This is a genomic window from Nocardioides mangrovicus, from assembly GCF_003674065.1.
Taxonomy (GTDB): domain Bacteria; phylum Actinomycetota; class Actinomycetes; order Propionibacteriales; family Nocardioidaceae; genus Marmoricola; species Marmoricola mangrovicus.
In genome coordinates, this window is record NZ_RDBE01000008.1 from 17,667 (window position 1) to 33,873 (window position 16,207).

The following is a 16,207-nucleotide window of genomic DNA, read 5'->3' on the forward strand; positions in this document are numbered from 1 at the left end:
CCGTGGATGCTCACGTCGTGGTCGCCGTCGACGGGCCGTCGGGCTCCGGGAAGTCCAGCACCGCCCGGGGCGTCGCGCGGACGCTCGGGCTGCGCTACCTCGACACGGGTGCCCAGTTCCGCGCGATGACGCTGTGGATGCTCGACCACGACGTCGACGTGGCCGACCCCGCCGCGGTGGCGGCGTGCGTCGCCGAACCGCGCATCGAGTCCGGCACGGACCCCGACGACCCCACCATCGACCTCGACGACGCCGACGTCGGCCAGGCGGTGCGCAGCGACGACGTCACCGCGGCCGTCTCCGCCGTGGCGTCGGTGCCCGAGGTCCGCCAACGGCTGCTGGACCTGCAGCGCGAGTACATCGGCGCCGGCGGCATCGTGGTCGAGGGCCGTGACATCGGCTCGGTGGTGGCGCCCGAGGCCGGGGTGAAGGTCTACCTCACCGCCGACCCCGCCGCGCGGGCCGCCCGCCGTCGCGCCGAGGCGGGGGAGGGGTCCACCACCGCCTCGGAGCAGGACCTGCTGCGCCGCGACCACATCGACTCCTCGCGGGTCACCGCTCCGCTGACCCGCCCCGACGGCTCGGTGCACATCGACACGACCGGGTTCACGCTGGCCGAGGTGGTGGCCCAGGTGGTCACGCTGGTGAAGGACGACGATGACTGAGCAGCCACCGCAGCCGGGCCAGCCGCTCCCGGTGCTGGCCGTCGTGGGGCGCCCCAACGTCGGCAAGTCCACGCTGGTCAACCGCATCATCGGCCGCCGCGAGGCGGTCGTGGAGGACCGGCCGGGTGTCACGCGCGACCGGGTCTCCTACGACGCGGTGTGGAACGGGCGCCAGTTCACCGTCGTCGACACCGGCGGCTGGGACCCCGATGCCCGCGGGCTGGCCGCCCAGGTGGCCGCGCAGGCCGAGGTGGCGGTCTCGGTGGCCGACGCCGTGCTGTTCGTCGTCGACGCCGCGGTCGGCATCACCGACGCCGACGAGGCCGTCGTCCGGGTGCTGCGGCGCTCGAAGAAGCCCGTGGTGCTCGCGGCCAACAAGGTCGACGACCAGCGCGCCGAGGCCGAAGCCCACGGGCTGTGGAACCTGGGGCTGGGGGAGCCGCAGGTGGTCTCCGCGCTCCACGGCCGCGGCTCCGGCGACCTGCTCGACGCCGTGCTCGCTGCGCTGCCCGAGACGCCGCCGGAGTCGTTCGAGGAGGTCGGCGGCCCGCGCCGGGTCGCGATCGTCGGCAAGCCCAACGTCGGCAAGTCCTCGCTGCTCAACAAGCTGGCCGGCTCCGAGCGCGTGGTGGTCGACGACGTCGCCGGCACCACCGTCGACCCCGTCGACGAGCTGATCGACCTCGGCGGCCGCGAGTGGCGCTTCATCGACACCGCGGGCATCCGGCGCCGGGTCAAGGAGGCCTCGGGCCAGGAGTACTACGCCTCCCTACGCACCGCGACCGCCATCGACCGCGCCGAGGTGGCCGTGCTCGTCGTCGACGGCTCGCACCCGATCTCCGAGCAGGACCAGCGCATCATCCGCACCGTCGCCGAGGCCGGCCGTGCCCTGGTCATCGCCTTCAACAAGTGGGACCTGGTCGACGAGGAGCGCCGGCACTACCTCGAGCGCGAGATCGAGCGGGAGCTGGTGCAGGTGCAGTGGGCGCCCCGCATCAACATCACCGCCCGCACCGGCTGGCACGTCGACCGCCTCGTGCCCGCCCTCGACTCCGCACTCGCAGGCTGGGAGACCCGGGTCGGCACCGGTGCGCTCAACTCCTTCTTCGGCCGCCTCGTCGCCGAGCACCCGCACCCGGTCCGCGGCGGCCGGCAGCCGCGTGTGCTCTTCGCGACCCAGCCCTCGACCGCTCCGCCGACCTTCGTCCTGTTCACCACCGGCAAGCTCGAGGCCTCCTACCTGCGCTTTATCGAGCGCCGGCTGCGCGAGGAGTTCGGCTTCGTCGGCACCCCCGTGCACGTCCAGCAGAAGCCGCGAGAACGCCGGAAGTGACCGGTGGCGGCCCGGTCGGGGTCGTCCGCGCGACACGCCCGGGTCGGTGCTAGATTGCTAGCATGGCGAAGCAGCAGTTCAACGTGTACCTCGACCCCGAGACAGTGCGTCTGATCAAGCACCGCGCCATCGACGAGCAGATCTCGCTCTCGGACCTCGTCGAGAAGATGTGTCGCCGCTACATCCAGGAGAATCGATGAGCGAGCCCAGCCTCACCTTGCAGCCGATGGTCCACGTCGAGGACATGGGCGCCTCCGTCGCCTTCTACGAGGCCCTGGGAGCGGAGCTCCTGCACGGCTCGCGCGACGGCGACTTCGCCATGCTTCGCATCGGGAGCAGCCAGCTCTCCTTGCTGGCCCACCCCGCGAACCCCGAGCAGAACGAGGGCACCGTCGAGCTCAACTTCGAGTCGACCGGTAACTTGGACGACCTCGAAGGGCGACTACGAGCTGCGCACGTCGACATCGCCCAGGGCACCAGCGACGAGGGCTTCGGCCGGCAGCTCCAGCTCCGCACGCCGGACGGTCTGCTCGTGAAGATCAATGAACTCGACCAGGAGCTTTACGGCTGAAGGTCCGCACGTGTGCGCCGTTGGTACGCAGATGGATTGCCCACCAGCCCCGAAGATGCCGAGACCGCTTCCCAGCCTTCGGGAAGCGGTCTCCGACCTGCGTTCTCTTCGGTCGGGCTGACAGGATTTGAACCTGCGACCCCTTGACCCCCAGTCAAGTGCGCTACCAAGCTGCGCCACAGCCCGAATGCCCGCCTGAGCGAGCGATCGGAACCTTACCGCAGCAGGTGCGAGCACCCCGCATCCTGGGTCGGGCAGGGCTCCGTGGTGTCGGCGTTGGTCGAGGGTGTGCAGGGGCGGTGCCGTCGGGTGCGGTCCTGGTGATGGTGGTCGTTGGCGCGTTGCCAGTGCCAGGGGTGTGCCAGTGGTGGGGGGCCCGCCCGGCCGGCACCAGCCACGACCACCGCCCCGCACGCCGGCCCGTGACCCGGACGCCGATCGCAGCGGCCAATCCACCCCACCCGGCGTAGCCAGCCAAGACCAGTGACGCCACCAACCCTGAAGGCCGGGAAGCCGCAGCCCCGAGCTGCACGCACCCACCCGACCGGAGTCTCATGGGTTTGGTCTTGAGACGGTCGCGGGGCGACCTCCTCAACCGGCGCCCCCACTCCCCGGTCGCGAAGGTCCATGTTTCGGGTGAGCACCCTTCTCAGGCTTACGTTGTAAGCCTAGTCTCTCCTGCCATGACCGACACCGCAGGCGTGCCGGCCCCTATCAGGAGACGAATACTGTGACTGTCGACGATTTCGACTTCCCGCAGCTGATCATCCGGGTGGTCGCAGCAGCGGTCATCCTCCTCGCGACGTGGTTGATCGCGCGACTGATCAAAGGGGTGCTGACCAAGCAGCTCGAGCGGGCCGCGTTCATCAAGAAGCAGGGCAAGGACGGCGAGACGCTCGCCGAGTCGCTGGGCACCATCGCCTCGCTCGTGGTGTGGCTGCTGGGTCTGGTCGCCGTGCTGAACCTGTTCCGGCTCACGCAGGTGGTCTCGCCGATCCAGGACTTCCTGAGCAGGATCCTGGCGGTGCTGCCCGGCGTGATCGGGGCGGCGCTGATCCTATTCATCGGGTTCGTGCTGGCCAAGATCGTGCGGCAGCTGGTCGAGGTGTCGCTGCGCACGGCCGGCGCCGACCGGTGGCTCGCACGACTCACCGACGACCACGACGCGTCGCCGACCGGTTCGGCCGCAGGTACGACCTCCAGCAGCCCGCAGCTGTCGAGCATCGCCGGCCAGCTGGCGTTCGGGCTGATCATGATCGTGGTGGCGATCTCGGCGCTGCAGGTGCTCGGCATCCGTGCCATCTCCGAGCCCGCCACCTCGATGCTGCAGCAGATCCTCGACGCCCTGCCCCGCATCCTGGCCGCCGCCGTGCTGCTGGGCATCGGGTACTTCGTCGGCCGTCTGGTGGCACCGATCCTGGAGTCGACGCTGCGTGGCTTGGGGGTGGACCGCTCGGTCTCCGAGCTCGGCCTGAACAGCTCCACGCCGCCCTCGACGATCGTGGCCCGCATCGTGCACGTCGCGATCGTGCTGTTCTTCGCGATCGCCGCGACCCGCGTGCTGGACTTCCCCGAGGTCACCAACATCTTGAACACCGTGCTCGCGGTGGCCGGTCGCGTCGTGTTCGGCGCGGCCGTGATCGCCGCCGGCGTGGTGATCGCCAACGTCGTGGCCCGGCTGGTCGAGGGCCGCACGGGCACGTACCTGCGGTGGGTGACGATCGCGCTGTTCGTGGCGATCGGGCTGCGCTCGATGGGGCTGGCCGACTCGATCGTCAACCTCGCCTTCGGGTCGGTGGTCGTCGGGGCCGCCGCCGCGGCTGCCCTCGCGTTCGGGCTCGGCGGCCGGGACGCCGCGGCTCGCGAGCTCGACCGGCTGCAGAGCCGGACCGCCACGCCCGGTACGGCGACCGGTGGCGCCGGCGCTTCGGGCGACGGTCCGGTCTCCTAGGCGGGATCCGCTGCACGCCCGGCCCGGTCCGTCACGCCACACTCGTGTGATGGGCCGGGTCGCGGCGTCCGGCGATATCCTGGCTCGACCATGGCAGGTAAACCCAGGTGACCAACGAGCCGCCGGACGCGGACCTGGCGGTGGTCGAGGGCCAGGAACCGCCGTCCGCCCGGACGCCGCTCTCACGAGAGCGCATCGTCGGAGCCGCCTTGTCCTACATCGAGTCCGACGGCATGGCCGGGCTCACCATGCGACGACTCGGCGCGATGCTCGGCGTCGAGGCGATGTCGCTCTACCGGCACATCCCGGGCCGCGAGCAGCTCCTCGACGCGGTCGTCGAGGCCGTCCTGGCCGAGATGGACGACGACCCCGACGTCATCGACGCACCCACCCACGGGTGGCAGGACTTCGTGCAGCGCATGGCGCACGGCATCCGGCGCGTCGCCCTCGCCCACCCCAAGGCGTTCCCGCTGGTCGCCTCGCGGCCGACCGAGGCGCCCTGGCTGCGACCACCCCTGCGCAGCGTCGACTGGGTCGAGCACTTCCTGTGCGGCCTGATCGAGGAGGGGTTCACCGAGCAGGGCGCGGTCGAGGCCTACCGCGCCTGCTCCAGCTTCCTGCTGGGGATCTTGCTGCTGGAGGTCGCGACCCTCGGCGCCGACCTCGGTCCGCTCGACGTGCTCGAGGAGGACGGCGACGCCGACCTCTCGGCCCACCCCACCGTGCACCGGCTCCGAGGGTTGCTGCAGGAGGACCACTCGGCCGCGGAGTTCGACATCGCGTTGGAGGAGCTCATCAACCGATTGGCCCTGATCCGCAGCGAGCAGTGACCGCCAGGGGTCCGCAGGGTCGGCAGAGGTATCAGCCGTGCACCGGTGCGGGCACCTCGGACGAATGAACGGGTGCTCGCGCCTCCAGCCAGTCCTCGAACTCGTCGACCCTCATCGGGCGACCGATGTGGTAGCCCTGCATCACGTCGCAGCCGAGGCGCTCCAGCTGACGGAGCGTCTGCTCGTCCTCGACCCCCTCGGCGACCACTGCCAGCCCCAGGTTGTGGGCGAGGTCGACGGTGGACCTGACCAGGACGGCGTCGTCGGGCTCGCGCACCATGTCGCGCACGAAGGAGCGGTCGATCTTCAGCTCGCGGGCCGGAACCATCCGCAGGTGGCTCATCGAGGAGAAGCCGGTCCCGAAGTCGTCGAGGGAGAGCGGGATGCCGTCGTCGGCCAGCTCGGTGAGCACCGCCAGCGCACGACGTGGATCGTGCATGACCGCGCTCTCGGTCACCTCCAGCCGTAGTCGGCCCGGCGCGACCGAGTACCGGTCCAACGACGTGCGCACCTGGTGGACCAGACGGCGGTCGTACAGACTCCGGGCCGAGAGATTGACGGCCACCGAGATGTCGCGTCCCGCGGCCGACCAGGTCTGCATCTGGGCACAGGCCAGGTCGAGCACCCTCGAGGTCAGCGGACCCACCAGCGCGGTGTTCTCGGCCACGTGCAGGAACGAACCCGGCAGCAGCAGACCGTGACGCGGGTGCTGCCAGCGGACGAGCGCCTCGACGCCGCACAACGCACCGGTCGTCACCTCGACCTGCGGCTGGAAGAAGACGACCAGCTCGTCGTTCTCCAACGCCCTGCGCAGCTCGCCGAGGAGCCGGACGCGGTCGGAGGGCGGGGCGATCTCGGCCGCCGTCAACGTGACCAGCCCGCTCGAGGTGCTCTTGGCCTCGTGCATCGCCAGGTCCGCGCGGCGCAGGACCTGCTCGGCGTCGTCCTGCTCGGCGCTCGCGAGCCCGATGCTGACCTCGACGTCGACCGGGAGCCCGCCGAGGTCGAAGGTGCGGTGCAGTGCTCGGAGCGTCTGGTGGCAGCGTGCGGTGACATCGGTGGCGTCCGCGGCGTCGCCGAGCAGGATCGCGAACTGGTCGCCCGCGATGCGCACCAGCAGGTCGTCGGCTCGCAGCGACTCGCCCAGCCGCCGGGCGACGGCCTGGAGCAGATGGTCACCCAGATCGTGGCCGAGGCTGTCGTTGATGTCGGCGAAGCCGTCGAGGTCCACGACCATCACGGCCACACAGCTGTCCCGATCCGTCAGCTGCTGCGTGAGGCGCTCGACCAGTACGGCTCGGTTGGGCAGTCCGGTCAGGGCGTCGTGGGTGTAGTGGCGAAGCACCTCCTGCTCCAGGCGGTGCCGATCAGAGACGTCGGAGAGCAGGGCCATCACGCCGTGCAGCTCACCGGCCGGGGTGTGCGTTGCGCTGGCGGATACCTCGAGCCGAACGGTGTCGCCGTCCGGTCGCGTCCACCCCAGGTACGACAGCGGCAGTGCCTCCCCGGCCTCGAGCCAGGAGAAGACGGCGTGCAGGTCCAGCGGCCGGTCGGCACGCTGGGGGAGGGGAGCGCCGACCACGTCGGCGGCGCTGAGTCCCAAGATGGTCTCGGCCGACTTGCTCCACAGGCTGACCAGACCCTGCCGGTCCACTTCGACGATGGCCGCGGGTGAGGCGTCGATGAGTCCCTCGAGCCGGGTGGCCAGAGCGGTGCGGGCCGCCTCGTGGGCGGCCATGAGGTCGGTGTGGAGCCGGGCGTGCTCCAAGGCGGTCGAGGCCTGGGCGGCGAACAGCTCGAGCAGGGCGTACATCTCCTGCGTGGGCTCGAGGCCGCCCGGCGGCAGGTCGACGCTCAGGACCGCCAGGAGACGTTCGTCGGGTGAGTAGAGCGGAGCGAAGAGGGAGTCGAGCTCGTGCCAGGCCCGGCGGCCGTCCGCCGAGGGTTCGACGGCGGACGGCTCGGGGACCCACGACGGCACCAGGTCCTCGTCCCAGACGTCCGCCTGGTCGTGGCGCAGCAGACGCAGAGCATCGGTGGGCCCGAGCGCCTCGGCGGCGGCCAGCATCCGGTCCCACTCCGACCGCGGCGAACGCAAACCCTGGAGCGCGGTCACCGCGGCCGGCTCGCCCGACACGGCGGTGACCTCGAGACTCCCGTCGCGCTGCACCATCGAGATCGCGGCCACCCCGAACCCCAGGCCGGCGACCACACCATGGGCCACGGCGGCCATCGTGTCCTGCAGCTGGAGGCCCGCACTGAGGCCGGCCATCAGCCCTCGTAGCTCCTGCAGGGTCGACATCGCCGACGACGCGACCGGCGCCGGTGCGGGGTCGGGTCGGGCAGCACGGTGCCCTTCGCGGACCGGTGGTGCTTCCTGGGACACGTCTGACTGCCTGGATCGTCGACTCGAGCCGGTGGCTCCTGTCTCCAGCGTAAAAAGAGCGCGCACCTTTTGTCGGGATTACGCGATATTCATGCGTCGGCGTTCGCGCGCCCGCGATCGGTGCGGGTGGATCGGTGCAGGTCGGCTCCGCACCGCCGCCGCGTCAGCAGCTGACGGTCAGGCTGCCGTCGGCGTCGCGGTCCTCGTCCGCCCCGGCGGCGGCAGCGTCCGGACCGCTCGGCCGGACCGCGGCACCGCTGGCGACGGCCACCCCCAGCGCGTGCATGAGCTCCAGTTGCTCGGGCCGGTCCATGCGCAGCGCGACCAGGGCGACCTCGAGCTCGACGGCCATGGTGGCCAGGGCGGCCACGAGCGCCCGCGCCTGCGACGAGCTCTCGGCGTCGTCGGTGAGCAACGGGTCCAAGACGATCGCGTCGGGTCGAATTGATGCAAGCACGTCGAGCTGGACCAGGCCGGCGTCGTCGAGCCGCAACGCCAACGACGCGCCGTGGAGTCGCAGCTCGTCGAGGATCTGGCGCAGCCGGCGGGTCAACACGTCGCGCCGGGACCAGATGAGCTCCAGGGTGATGTCCCGGGTGCCCTCGAGGAGGATCTCGTCGAGAAGAGCGCGGTTGTCGTTGTCGAGCATCGCGCGCGCCGACGTCGCCAGCCACAGCCCGCTGCCGGCGGGCACCTCGTGACGCGCCTGCGTCATGCGGACCAGGTCGTCGTGCTCGAGCGTGCGGGCCAGGCCGAGGTCGACCGCCTCGTCGAAGACCGTCTGCGGGTTGCGCGGGGCGCCCCAGGGGTCGACGAACTCGGCCATGACGCGCCAGCTCCGCTGCCGGCCGGTGGCCAGGTCGACGACCGGTTCGAGCCGCGCGCTGCGCCTCTCCTCGCCGAGACGGTCGAGGAAGGCGGCCCGCTCGACGCCCAGCTGCTCCTGGTTGCTCTGCTCGATCGCCAGCTCCGAGCCGATCATCGCGGCGATCGCACTCAGACCGGCCAGCTGCTCGTGGGTCAGCGGCGAGGACGGGTCGGTGCTGAGCCCGCACAAGGTTCCGTAGAGCTGGCCGTCGGGGAGCATGACCGGCGTGCCGCAGTAGGCGCCGACGCCGAGCGCCCGGGTGATCGGGAGCGCCGCGGTGAACGGGTTGGACTCCAGGTCGGGCACCGAGGGCGGGATCGTGCCCGCGAGCACCATCGAGCAGTAGCCCTCCTCGCGGGGGAAGGAGATCCCCTCGTCGAGGCCGGGGGCGTCCGGAGCGGCGTCGAGGTAGACCACGTCCTCGCGCGCACCGTCCAGGTGGGAGAGGAAGACCAGGTCGGTGCCGACGACGTCGCGGGCCGATGCGAGCAGCCGGCGGATCGCTGGGGATCCGTCGGCGTTGTCGGCGGCGGCGTCGTCGTCTTGGCGCAGGTGGCGGGTGAGCATCTCCAGCGCCCGGAAGCGCCGCACCCGGTGCACCACCTCGGCGCCGACGCCGGCCAGCGTGTGCGTGAGCAGCTCCTCGGGCTCGCCGAAGCTGCCGCGCTCGGCGTGACGCGCCACGAAGGCGGCGCCCACGATCTGCCCCTCGATGCTCATCGGCACGCCGAGCAGCGGGCCTGCCGCGTGATCGGTGGGCGTCAGTCCCATCGACCTCAGCAGCGCGTCGCCACGGTCCAGGCGCAGCAGGAGACGCCCGGCGAGCAGCTCCGCGGCGGCGCCGGTCGGTCGGAACGGGCGATCGACCACCTGCGGTGCCAGTGACTCGCCGGCGGCGCGGTGGACCAGGAGCAGCGGCGAGCCGTCGGTGCCGATCAGCAAGAAGACCACCGCGTCGGCGCCGAGCACCGGCAGCGAGAGCGCAGCCAGAGCGCTCAGCGTGGAGGTCTCGTCGGCGGCATGGGCCAGCGACGCGACGACCTCGAGCTCACCGGCGCCGGACATGGATCAATCGTACAAATTGGCTGGAGGTCCGGTGGCGAAACACCCAAGCCCGCACCGTCACACCAGAGCACCCTCAAAGATGCGGTCGCCGGGTGGCTGCGACTGCCACGCTGCGGACGTGCCCACGTCCATCACGCCCGTTCGCCGCGGAACTCGGTGAGGTCCTCCACGTCGATACGCCTCATCTCGGTGCCGGCGAACCATCCGTACCCCCGAACCATCCACGCTGCCCTGCCCGGCGGACCCGGGCTGCACGTGCAGCCCGACCCCGACCCCGACCGGCCCGAGCAGCCGGCGGGGGACCGATGGTGGCCGCATCGGCTGCTGGAACCGGCGTGGCTGGCGCGCTGCGACTTCGACCTGGTGCACGTGCACTTCGGTTTCGACCACCGCACACCCGAGCAGCTCGAGGAGCTCGCCTCGTTCCTCCAGGGGTCCGACCGGCCGCTGGTGCTGACGGTCCACGACCTGCGCAGTCCCCACCAGGGTGATCCGTCGGTGCTGGACCGCCAGCTCGACGTCCTGGTGCCCGCGGCCCGGGTCGTGGTCACGCTCACGCCGTGGGCGGCGCGGCGTATCCGCGAGCGGTGGGGCGTCTCGGCCCTCGTGCATCCCCACCCACCGCTGGTGCCGGTCGAGCAGAGCCGGCGGTACCGAGTCGAGCGGCTGCGCCGAGCCCAGGTGGAGCCGGCGACCCCACCCGTGGTCGCGGTGGCGTGCAAGTCGCTGCGCGAGAACTGCGAGCCGCTGCGGCTGCTGCCTGCCCTCGAGCGCGCCGTTGGCAGCGGAGGTGCCCGGCTGCGGGTGCTGGTGCACCGTGGTGTCGTCTCGGCGCCGGCCACCCAGCGTGAGCGCCGTGTCCGCGACGGTCTGTGGGAGGCGGCGGACCGCGGCGTCGAGGTGGTCGCGCACGACCCGATGTCGGACGAGGAGCTGTGGCGGGCCGTGTCCGAGCACGAGGTCGCCGTCCTCCCCTACCGGTTCGGGACGCACTCGGGCTGGCTGGAGATGTGCCATGACCTCGGCACCTTCGTCGCGGCCCCCGGCTTCGGCGGGTACGCCGACCAGGGCGCCGACGCGATCTACACCGCCGACGAGGACCGCGTGGACGAGGCGAGCCTCGAGCGGGCGGTCACCGCGCTGATCGACCGCAGCCGGCAGGGGGCGCTGGCCGGTGACTCGGCCCGCGTCCAGGCCGAGCGCCGTCACCGCGCCGCCGCGTGGCACACCGCCCTCTACGCACACCTCGTGGGCGCCGACCGGGTGCCGGTCCTGAGCGGGTCGCGGTGATGACCGGGTCGACCACACGACGGCGAGCCGGCCGACGACTGACCATCTGCGTGGTCGCCTCGAGCCGCTTCCCGATCGTCGAGCCGTTCGCCGGCGGCCTGGAGGCCCACACCCACACGCTGGTGCTCGCGCTGCGGGCCCGGGGGCACCGGGTGATGCTGTTCGCCGGACCGGGCTCGGACCCCGTGCTGGGCGCCGACCTCCTCGACGTGCCCCAGCTCGTGGTGAGCGAGTCCGCGCGTCGAGACGTCGCCGCGCCTCCGCAGCTGTGGATGCAGGAGCATCACGCCTACTTGGGCCTCATGCTCGCCCTGGCCGCCCGCACCGACGTCGACATGGTGCACAACAACAGCCTGCACCACCTGCCGGTGGCGATGGCCTCGACGCTGCGGGTCCCGGTCGTCACCACCCTGCACACCCCGCCGCTGCCGTGGCTGGAGTCGGCGGTGGCCCTCGCCCCGAAGGGCTCAAGCTTCATCTCGGTCAGCGACGCGACGCGCCGCAGCTGGGCGCACGCGGTGCCCTCGACGGTCGTGCACAACGGCGTCGACACCGACTTCTGGGGCTACGGCACCGGCGGGGAGCGCGCCGTGTGGAGCGGGCGGCTGGTGCCCGAGAAGGCTCCCCACCTGGCGCTCGACGCCGCGCGCCGCGCCGGCCTGACCGTCGACCTCTACGGCCCCCTCGTCGACGCCGGGTACTTCGCCCGCGAGGTGGCGCCCCGGCTGGGTCCCGACGCGACGTACGGCGGTCACCTGGACCGGCGCCGGCTGCGTGCGCGTCTGCAGCGGGCCGCGGTCGCCCTGGTCACGCCGGTCTGGGAGGAGCCGTTCGGCCTGGTGGCCGCCGAGGCGATGTCGACCGGGACCCCGGTGGCGGCCTTCGACCGCGGCGCGTTGGGCGAGGTGGTCGGGTCCCGGGGCGGGTGCCTGGCCCGCGCCGACGACGTCGACGACCTGGCCCTGGCGATCCGCGGGGCGCTCGCCCTGCCCCGGCCCGATGTGCGCCGCTACGCCCAGGAGCGCTACGGCATCGAGGCCATGGTCGATGGCTACGAGGCGGTCTACGACGATCTCGTCCCGAGTGCCGCCTCGTGACGAGCCGGCTCACGGTGGGCTACTACGTCCACCACCAGGGACTGGGACACCTGCAGCGGGCGCGCAACCTCGGCGACCGGTTGCGCGCGACCGGTCTCGAGGTGGTCGTGCTCTCCAGCCTGCCCCGGCCGGCCGACCTCGACGAGTCGACGCTCGGCTGGGTCGAGCTGCCCCGCGACGACGAGGACGCGGCGACCGCGGTCGATGCCACAGCGCACGGCCGGCTGCACTGGGTGCCACGTCACCACGACGGGCTGCGCCGCCGGATGTCGCTGCTCTCGCGGTGGCTGGACGAGGCCCGACCGTCGCTGCTGATCAGCGACGTCTCGCAGGAGGTGGCCCTCCTCAGCCGGCTCCACGGCGTCCCGGTGCTCTCCGTCGTCCTCCCCGGTGATCGCGGTGACCGGCCCCACCAGCTGGGCCTGGGGGTCTCCGATCGGCTGGTCGGGTTCTGGCCGGCGACGGCCACCTCGATGGTCAGCGGCCTGCCCGCCACCGCCGCCAGCCGGCTCGTCGCGCTGGGCGGTCTCTCGCGCTACGCACCGGCCGAGGCCGCCCGAGCGCCCGCCGGGCGGCGGCGCGTGGTGGTGATGGCCGGTCGCGGTGGCGACGCCTGGACGCCCCGGGAGCTGGACGACTTCGGTGCCCGGCTCGAGGGTTGGTCGGTGACGGCGCTCGGCCCCGGGCACTGGGTCGACGATCCCTGGCAGGAGCTGTGCGCGGCCGACGTCGTCGTCACCCGCGCCGGTCAGTCCTCGGTGGCCGAGGTGGCGGCCTCGCGGACGCCGGCGGTCGTCATCCCCGCCCCGCGACCCCATCTCGAGCAGGCGCACACCGCAGCGCAGCTGGCCTCCGGCTCCTGGCCGGCGCTGGTGCTCGAGGACCTACCCGGCCCCCAGGCTCCGCAGGTGCTCGCCGCGGCGGCGCAGCTGGACGGTGAAGCCTGGGACTCCTGGTGCGACGGCCGGGCGGGGGACCGCTTCGTCGAGGTGGTGGCCGCGATGGTCGAGGGCCGATGACCGAGCAGGGCTTGGCCGTGATCACGGTCGTGCACGGCCGCCACGACCACCTGAGGCGCCAGGAGCGGTCGCTGCTGCGGGGTCGCCGGCCAGACGTGCGGGTCGTCGTGGCGATGGACGACGCGGACGTCGCCGACCTGGTGCCCGGCGCGGAGGTGGTACGGCTGGGTCGCGGCACACGAGGGCTCCCGCTCGCGGCAGCCCGCAACGCCGGGGCCGACGCCGCCCTGGCCGCCGGCGCCCGACGGCTGGTCTTCCTCGACGTCGACGTGCTCGTCGACAGCGAGACGCTGGCCGGCTACGCCGCGGCCGAGCCCGACCCGCTGGCGGTCTGGTGCGGACCGGTGACCTACCTGCGACCGGAGGACCGGCCCTACGACCCCGCGACGCTGCCCGGCCTGCACGCGCCGCACCCGGCCCGTCCCGATCCCGGACCCGGCGCGGTGGTGGGCGAGGACCGCTGGGAGCTGTTCTGGTCGCTCTCGTTCGCCCTCGACGCCGAGGGCTGGCGACGCAGCGGGGGCTTCGACCCCAGCTATGAGGGCTACGGCGGCGAGGACACCGACTTCGGGCAGCGGCTGGCCGCGAACGGCATGCGGCTGAGGTGGAACGGGTCCGCCCGCGGCTACCACCAGTGGCACCCGGTGGACAGCCCACCGCTCGGCCATCGCGAGGACATCGTCCGCAACGCCGGCATCTTCCACGACCGGTGGGGCTGGTGGCCGATGACCGGCTGGCTGGAGCAGCTGCGCGAGATGGGTGCGGTGGAGGTCGTCGACGGTCGGTGGCAGGTGTGCCGGTGAGCGCGCCGCCGGTCCACCTGCTGCTCGGCCCGCCCCGGCACGGGGTGCGGCTGATCGGCGCCCAGCTCGCCGAGGAGGTCGGCGCCGTCACCACGACGTCGTGGCGCGCGGCCGCGGCCGGTCGCCAGGTGCACGTGCACCTCAACGCCGCTCTGCTCGGCGAGGACCCCGCAGCGTGCCTGGCCGCGCTCGCCGAGCTGCACGAGCGCACCCGGCTGACCCTGACCCTCCACGACCTGCCGCAGGCCACGGACGGTGCCGGCTTCGCCCGCCGCCGAGACACCTACCGACTGCTGCTGAGCCGGTGCAGCGGATGGGCGGTGTCCTCCCACCACGAGCTGACGCTGGCGCGCGAGCACCTCGACGCGGGCGAGGGGGGACTGGTGGCGCCGCTGCCGATCATCGCGACGAGCCGGGCCGGCCGGCAGCGCCCGCCACAGGGAGCGAGATCGGCGCCGCCGGGTCGGCCGCTGGTCGCCGTGGCCGGTTTCGTCTACCCGGGCAAGGGCCACGCCGACGTGCTCGCCGCGGTGGCCCGACTGGGCCGCGACCAGCGCGCCGACGTCGTGGCCCTGGGTGCGCCGGCCCCCGGCCACCGCGGCCTGGTACGCGACCTGCACGAGCAGGCGGCCGGTGCCGGCGTCGGCCTCCGGGTGACCGGCTACCTCACCGATGCCGGGCTGGAACGCTGGCTGCGCCGGGTCGACGTCGCGGTGTGCGGGCACCGCAACGTCTCGGCCTCAGGCTCGACCAACCTGTGGATCGCGGCCGGACGCCGTCCGTTGGTGCGAGAGGGCCGGTACGCGCGCGAGATGGCCGCGCTGCGCCCCGGCTGCACGCGTCTCTACGACGACGAGGGGCTCGCCGAGGCCATCGCCTCGGACCTGCGCGACCCGGCGTCGACCTGGTTGCCGCAGCACGTCGCGACCACCCCGCACCTGTGCGACACCGCGGCGATCTACCGCGCCTGGTGGTCCGAGCGGTGAGCGCCCCGCCCTGGGGACGCGGGGTGGCAGGCAACGCCTGGGACGAAGCCACGGGCGGACCACACCCCCCCGCCCGCTCGATCAGCGTGGTGGTCACGCACTACGAGCAGCCGCGGCAGCTGGAGCGGACGTTGACCGCCCTGGCCCGCCAGAGCGTCGGCCCGGTCCAGGTGGTGGTCGCCGACGACGGTTCATCGCCCCCGCCGGTGCCGCGCCCGGGCGTGGACGTCGTCACCCAGCCCGACCGCGGGTTCCGGGCCGCAGCCGCCCGCAACCGGGCGGCTGCCCGCTGCACCGGCGAGCTGCTGGTGTTCCTCGACGCCGACACCACACCGGAGGAGCAGTACCTCGAGCGGCTCACCGCGCCGCTGCTGCACCATCCCGAGCTGCTCGTGGTCGGGCGCAGGCGTCACGCGGACCTCTCCGACGCTCCGCCCGCGGCGCGGCTCCCCGACGCCGCGCAGGACCGCGTCCTGGCCGAGCCGGAGTGGCTCTCTCGCGGCTACGAGGAGACCGCGGACCTGCGGCGGGCCGACGCGACGTCCTACCGCTACGTGATCGCTGCGGTCATGGCCTGCAGCCGCTGGTGGTTCGACGAGATCGGCGGCTTCGACGAGTCCTTCGTCGGCTACGGCGGCGAGGACTGGGACCTGGCCCACCGCAGCTGGCGCCACGGCGGATTGGTCGGCCGTGTCGGCGAGGCGGTCGCCTGGCACGACGGACCGGCGGTCGGCGAGCCGGGGCGCCCGAGAGGCACCGCAGCGGACCAGCTGCACGAGACCACGGCGATCGCCGCCCGTCTCAACGCGCCCGGCGCCGGCTACCGGGCTCTGCTGGCCGGTGAGCCCTCACTCGTGGTCACCGTGAGCGCCGAGCTGACTCCTACGCAGGTGCTGGTGGCCGCTGACGCCGTGCTCAGCGGGCTGCCCACCGCCCACGTGGCCCTGCCCGCGGACGCGGCTGCGCTGGTGGCCTCCGACCCGCGGGTCGTCGCCGAGGCCGATCCCGGGCCGCAGGCGTGGCTCGACCACGCCTACGCCTGGCACCTGCACCTGGCGCTGCCGGCGTCCGGTCCTCCGAGCGCCTGGGCCGCCGCCGTCGAGCACGCCGGCGGTTTCGACGCGTCCGCCATCACCGTGCTGACCGGGAGCCGAGGGCAGGTCGTCGGGTCGCTGCACGATCTGCGCCAGTACCGCCGTGCGCGCCGCTGGCCGCCCGGTGAGGTGCCGGTGGGGCAGACCTCGGTCCACGTCGACCTCGACGACGCGAGCCGGCTCTCCCTGCAGGCCTGGCTCCAGGACTGACGGGCGCGGAGCGATGTGAGGGCGCACCATTCCACAAAC

Annotated in this window: 14 protein-coding genes and 1 tRNA gene; 12 read left to right on the forward strand and 3 right to left on the reverse strand. The window is 72.9% G+C overall.

Annotation, left to right across the window (positions count from 1 at the left end; all coding sequences use genetic code 11):
• The first annotated feature begins 2 nt into the window (after window positions 1–2).
• From cmk to D9V37_RS12875, 4 genes are all read left to right on the forward strand, one after another.
• Window positions 3–665: a (d)CMP kinase gene (gene cmk / locus D9V37_RS12860; protein ID WP_232524901.1), complete on the forward strand. Its 663-nt coding sequence runs from the start codon at window positions 3–5 to the stop codon at window positions 663–665.
• Window positions 658–1,998, forward strand: a complete 1,341-nt coding sequence (der, locus tag D9V37_RS12865; RefSeq protein ID WP_121806594.1) for a ribosome biogenesis GTPase Der — start codon at window positions 658–660, stop codon at window positions 1,996–1,998. Before cmk ends, der begins: the two co-directional genes overlap by 8 nt.
• Before the next feature lie 62 nt (window positions 1,999–2,060).
• On the forward strand, window positions 2,061–2,198 hold the full coding sequence (locus D9V37_RS12870; RefSeq protein ID WP_121806595.1) for a ribbon-helix-helix protein, CopG family: 138 nt from the start codon (window positions 2,061–2,063) through the stop codon (window positions 2,196–2,198).
• Window positions 2,195–2,569, forward strand: a complete 375-nt coding sequence (locus D9V37_RS12875; RefSeq protein WP_121806596.1) for a VOC family protein — start codon at window positions 2,195–2,197, stop codon at window positions 2,567–2,569. The genes D9V37_RS12870 and D9V37_RS12875 overlap by 4 nt, the downstream gene beginning before the upstream one ends.
• Window positions 2,570–2,681: 112 nt before the next feature.
• Here the strand turns inward: D9V37_RS12875 and D9V37_RS12880 are convergent.
• Window positions 2,682–2,755: transfer RNA gene (locus tag D9V37_RS12880), tRNA-Pro, on the reverse strand.
• A 544-nt stretch (window positions 2,756–3,299) separates the two neighbouring features.
• On the opposite strand from D9V37_RS12880, the gene D9V37_RS12885 reads away from it, so the two are divergent.
• Window positions 3,300–4,520, forward strand: coding sequence for a mechanosensitive ion channel (locus tag D9V37_RS12885; protein ID WP_121806597.1), 1,221 nt, complete (start codon window positions 3,300–3,302; stop codon window positions 4,518–4,520).
• 107 nt (window positions 4,521–4,627) lie between these two features.
• Window positions 4,628–5,350: a TetR/AcrR family transcriptional regulator C-terminal domain-containing protein gene (locus tag D9V37_RS12890; RefSeq protein ID WP_121806598.1), complete on the forward strand. Its 723-nt coding sequence runs from the start codon at window positions 4,628–4,630 to the stop codon at window positions 5,348–5,350.
• A 31-nt stretch (window positions 5,351–5,381) separates the two neighbouring features.
• Here D9V37_RS12890 and D9V37_RS12895 read toward each other — a convergent pair whose 3' ends face one another.
• On the reverse strand, window positions 5,382–7,652 hold the full coding sequence (locus tag D9V37_RS12895) for a putative bifunctional diguanylate cyclase/phosphodiesterase (protein WP_121806599.1): 2,271 nt from the start codon (window positions 7,650–7,652) through the stop codon (window positions 5,382–5,384).
• 247 nt (window positions 7,653–7,899) lie between these two features.
• Window positions 7,900–9,669 (reverse strand): EAL domain-containing protein, encoded by a 1,770-nt coding sequence (locus tag D9V37_RS12900; protein WP_121806600.1) that lies wholly within the window; start codon window positions 9,667–9,669, stop codon window positions 7,900–7,902.
• A 189-nt stretch (window positions 9,670–9,858) separates the two neighbouring features.
• Here D9V37_RS12900 and D9V37_RS12905 point away from each other — a divergent pair, with 189 nt between their 5' ends.
• The 6 genes from D9V37_RS12905 to D9V37_RS20080 are packed head-to-tail and all read left to right on the forward strand — an operon-like array spanning window position 9,859 to window position 16,168.
• Window positions 9,859–10,959 (forward strand): glycosyltransferase, encoded by a 1,101-nt coding sequence (locus D9V37_RS12905; RefSeq protein ID WP_158604465.1) that lies wholly within the window; start codon window positions 9,859–9,861, stop codon window positions 10,957–10,959.
• Between the two features lie 50 nt (window positions 10,960–11,009).
• On the forward strand, window positions 11,010–12,056 hold the full coding sequence (locus D9V37_RS12910; RefSeq protein ID WP_232524902.1) for a glycosyltransferase: 1,047 nt from the start codon (window positions 11,010–11,012) through the stop codon (window positions 12,054–12,056).
• Window positions 12,053–13,075, forward strand: coding sequence for a glycosyltransferase (locus D9V37_RS12915; RefSeq protein ID WP_121806603.1), 1,023 nt, complete (start codon window positions 12,053–12,055; stop codon window positions 13,073–13,075). The genes D9V37_RS12910 and D9V37_RS12915 overlap by 4 nt, the downstream gene beginning before the upstream one ends.
• A complete protein-coding gene (locus D9V37_RS12920; RefSeq protein ID WP_121806604.1) occupies window positions 13,072–13,878 on the forward strand; it encodes a glycosyltransferase family 2 protein in 807 nt (268 codons plus the stop codon). Before D9V37_RS12915 ends, D9V37_RS12920 begins: the two co-directional genes overlap by 4 nt.
• Window positions 13,875–14,864, forward strand: coding sequence for a glycosyltransferase family protein (locus D9V37_RS20270; RefSeq protein ID WP_158604466.1), 990 nt, complete (start codon window positions 13,875–13,877; stop codon window positions 14,862–14,864). The genes D9V37_RS12920 and D9V37_RS20270 overlap by 4 nt, the downstream gene beginning before the upstream one ends.
• Window positions 14,861–16,168 carry a glycosyltransferase gene (locus tag D9V37_RS20080; protein WP_158604467.1) on the forward strand — a complete coding sequence of 436 codons (1,308 nt, stop codon included), beginning with the start codon at window positions 14,861–14,863 and terminating at the stop codon, window positions 16,166–16,168. The genes D9V37_RS20270 and D9V37_RS20080 overlap by 4 nt, the downstream gene beginning before the upstream one ends.
• Window positions 16,169–16,207 lie beyond the last annotated feature (39 nt).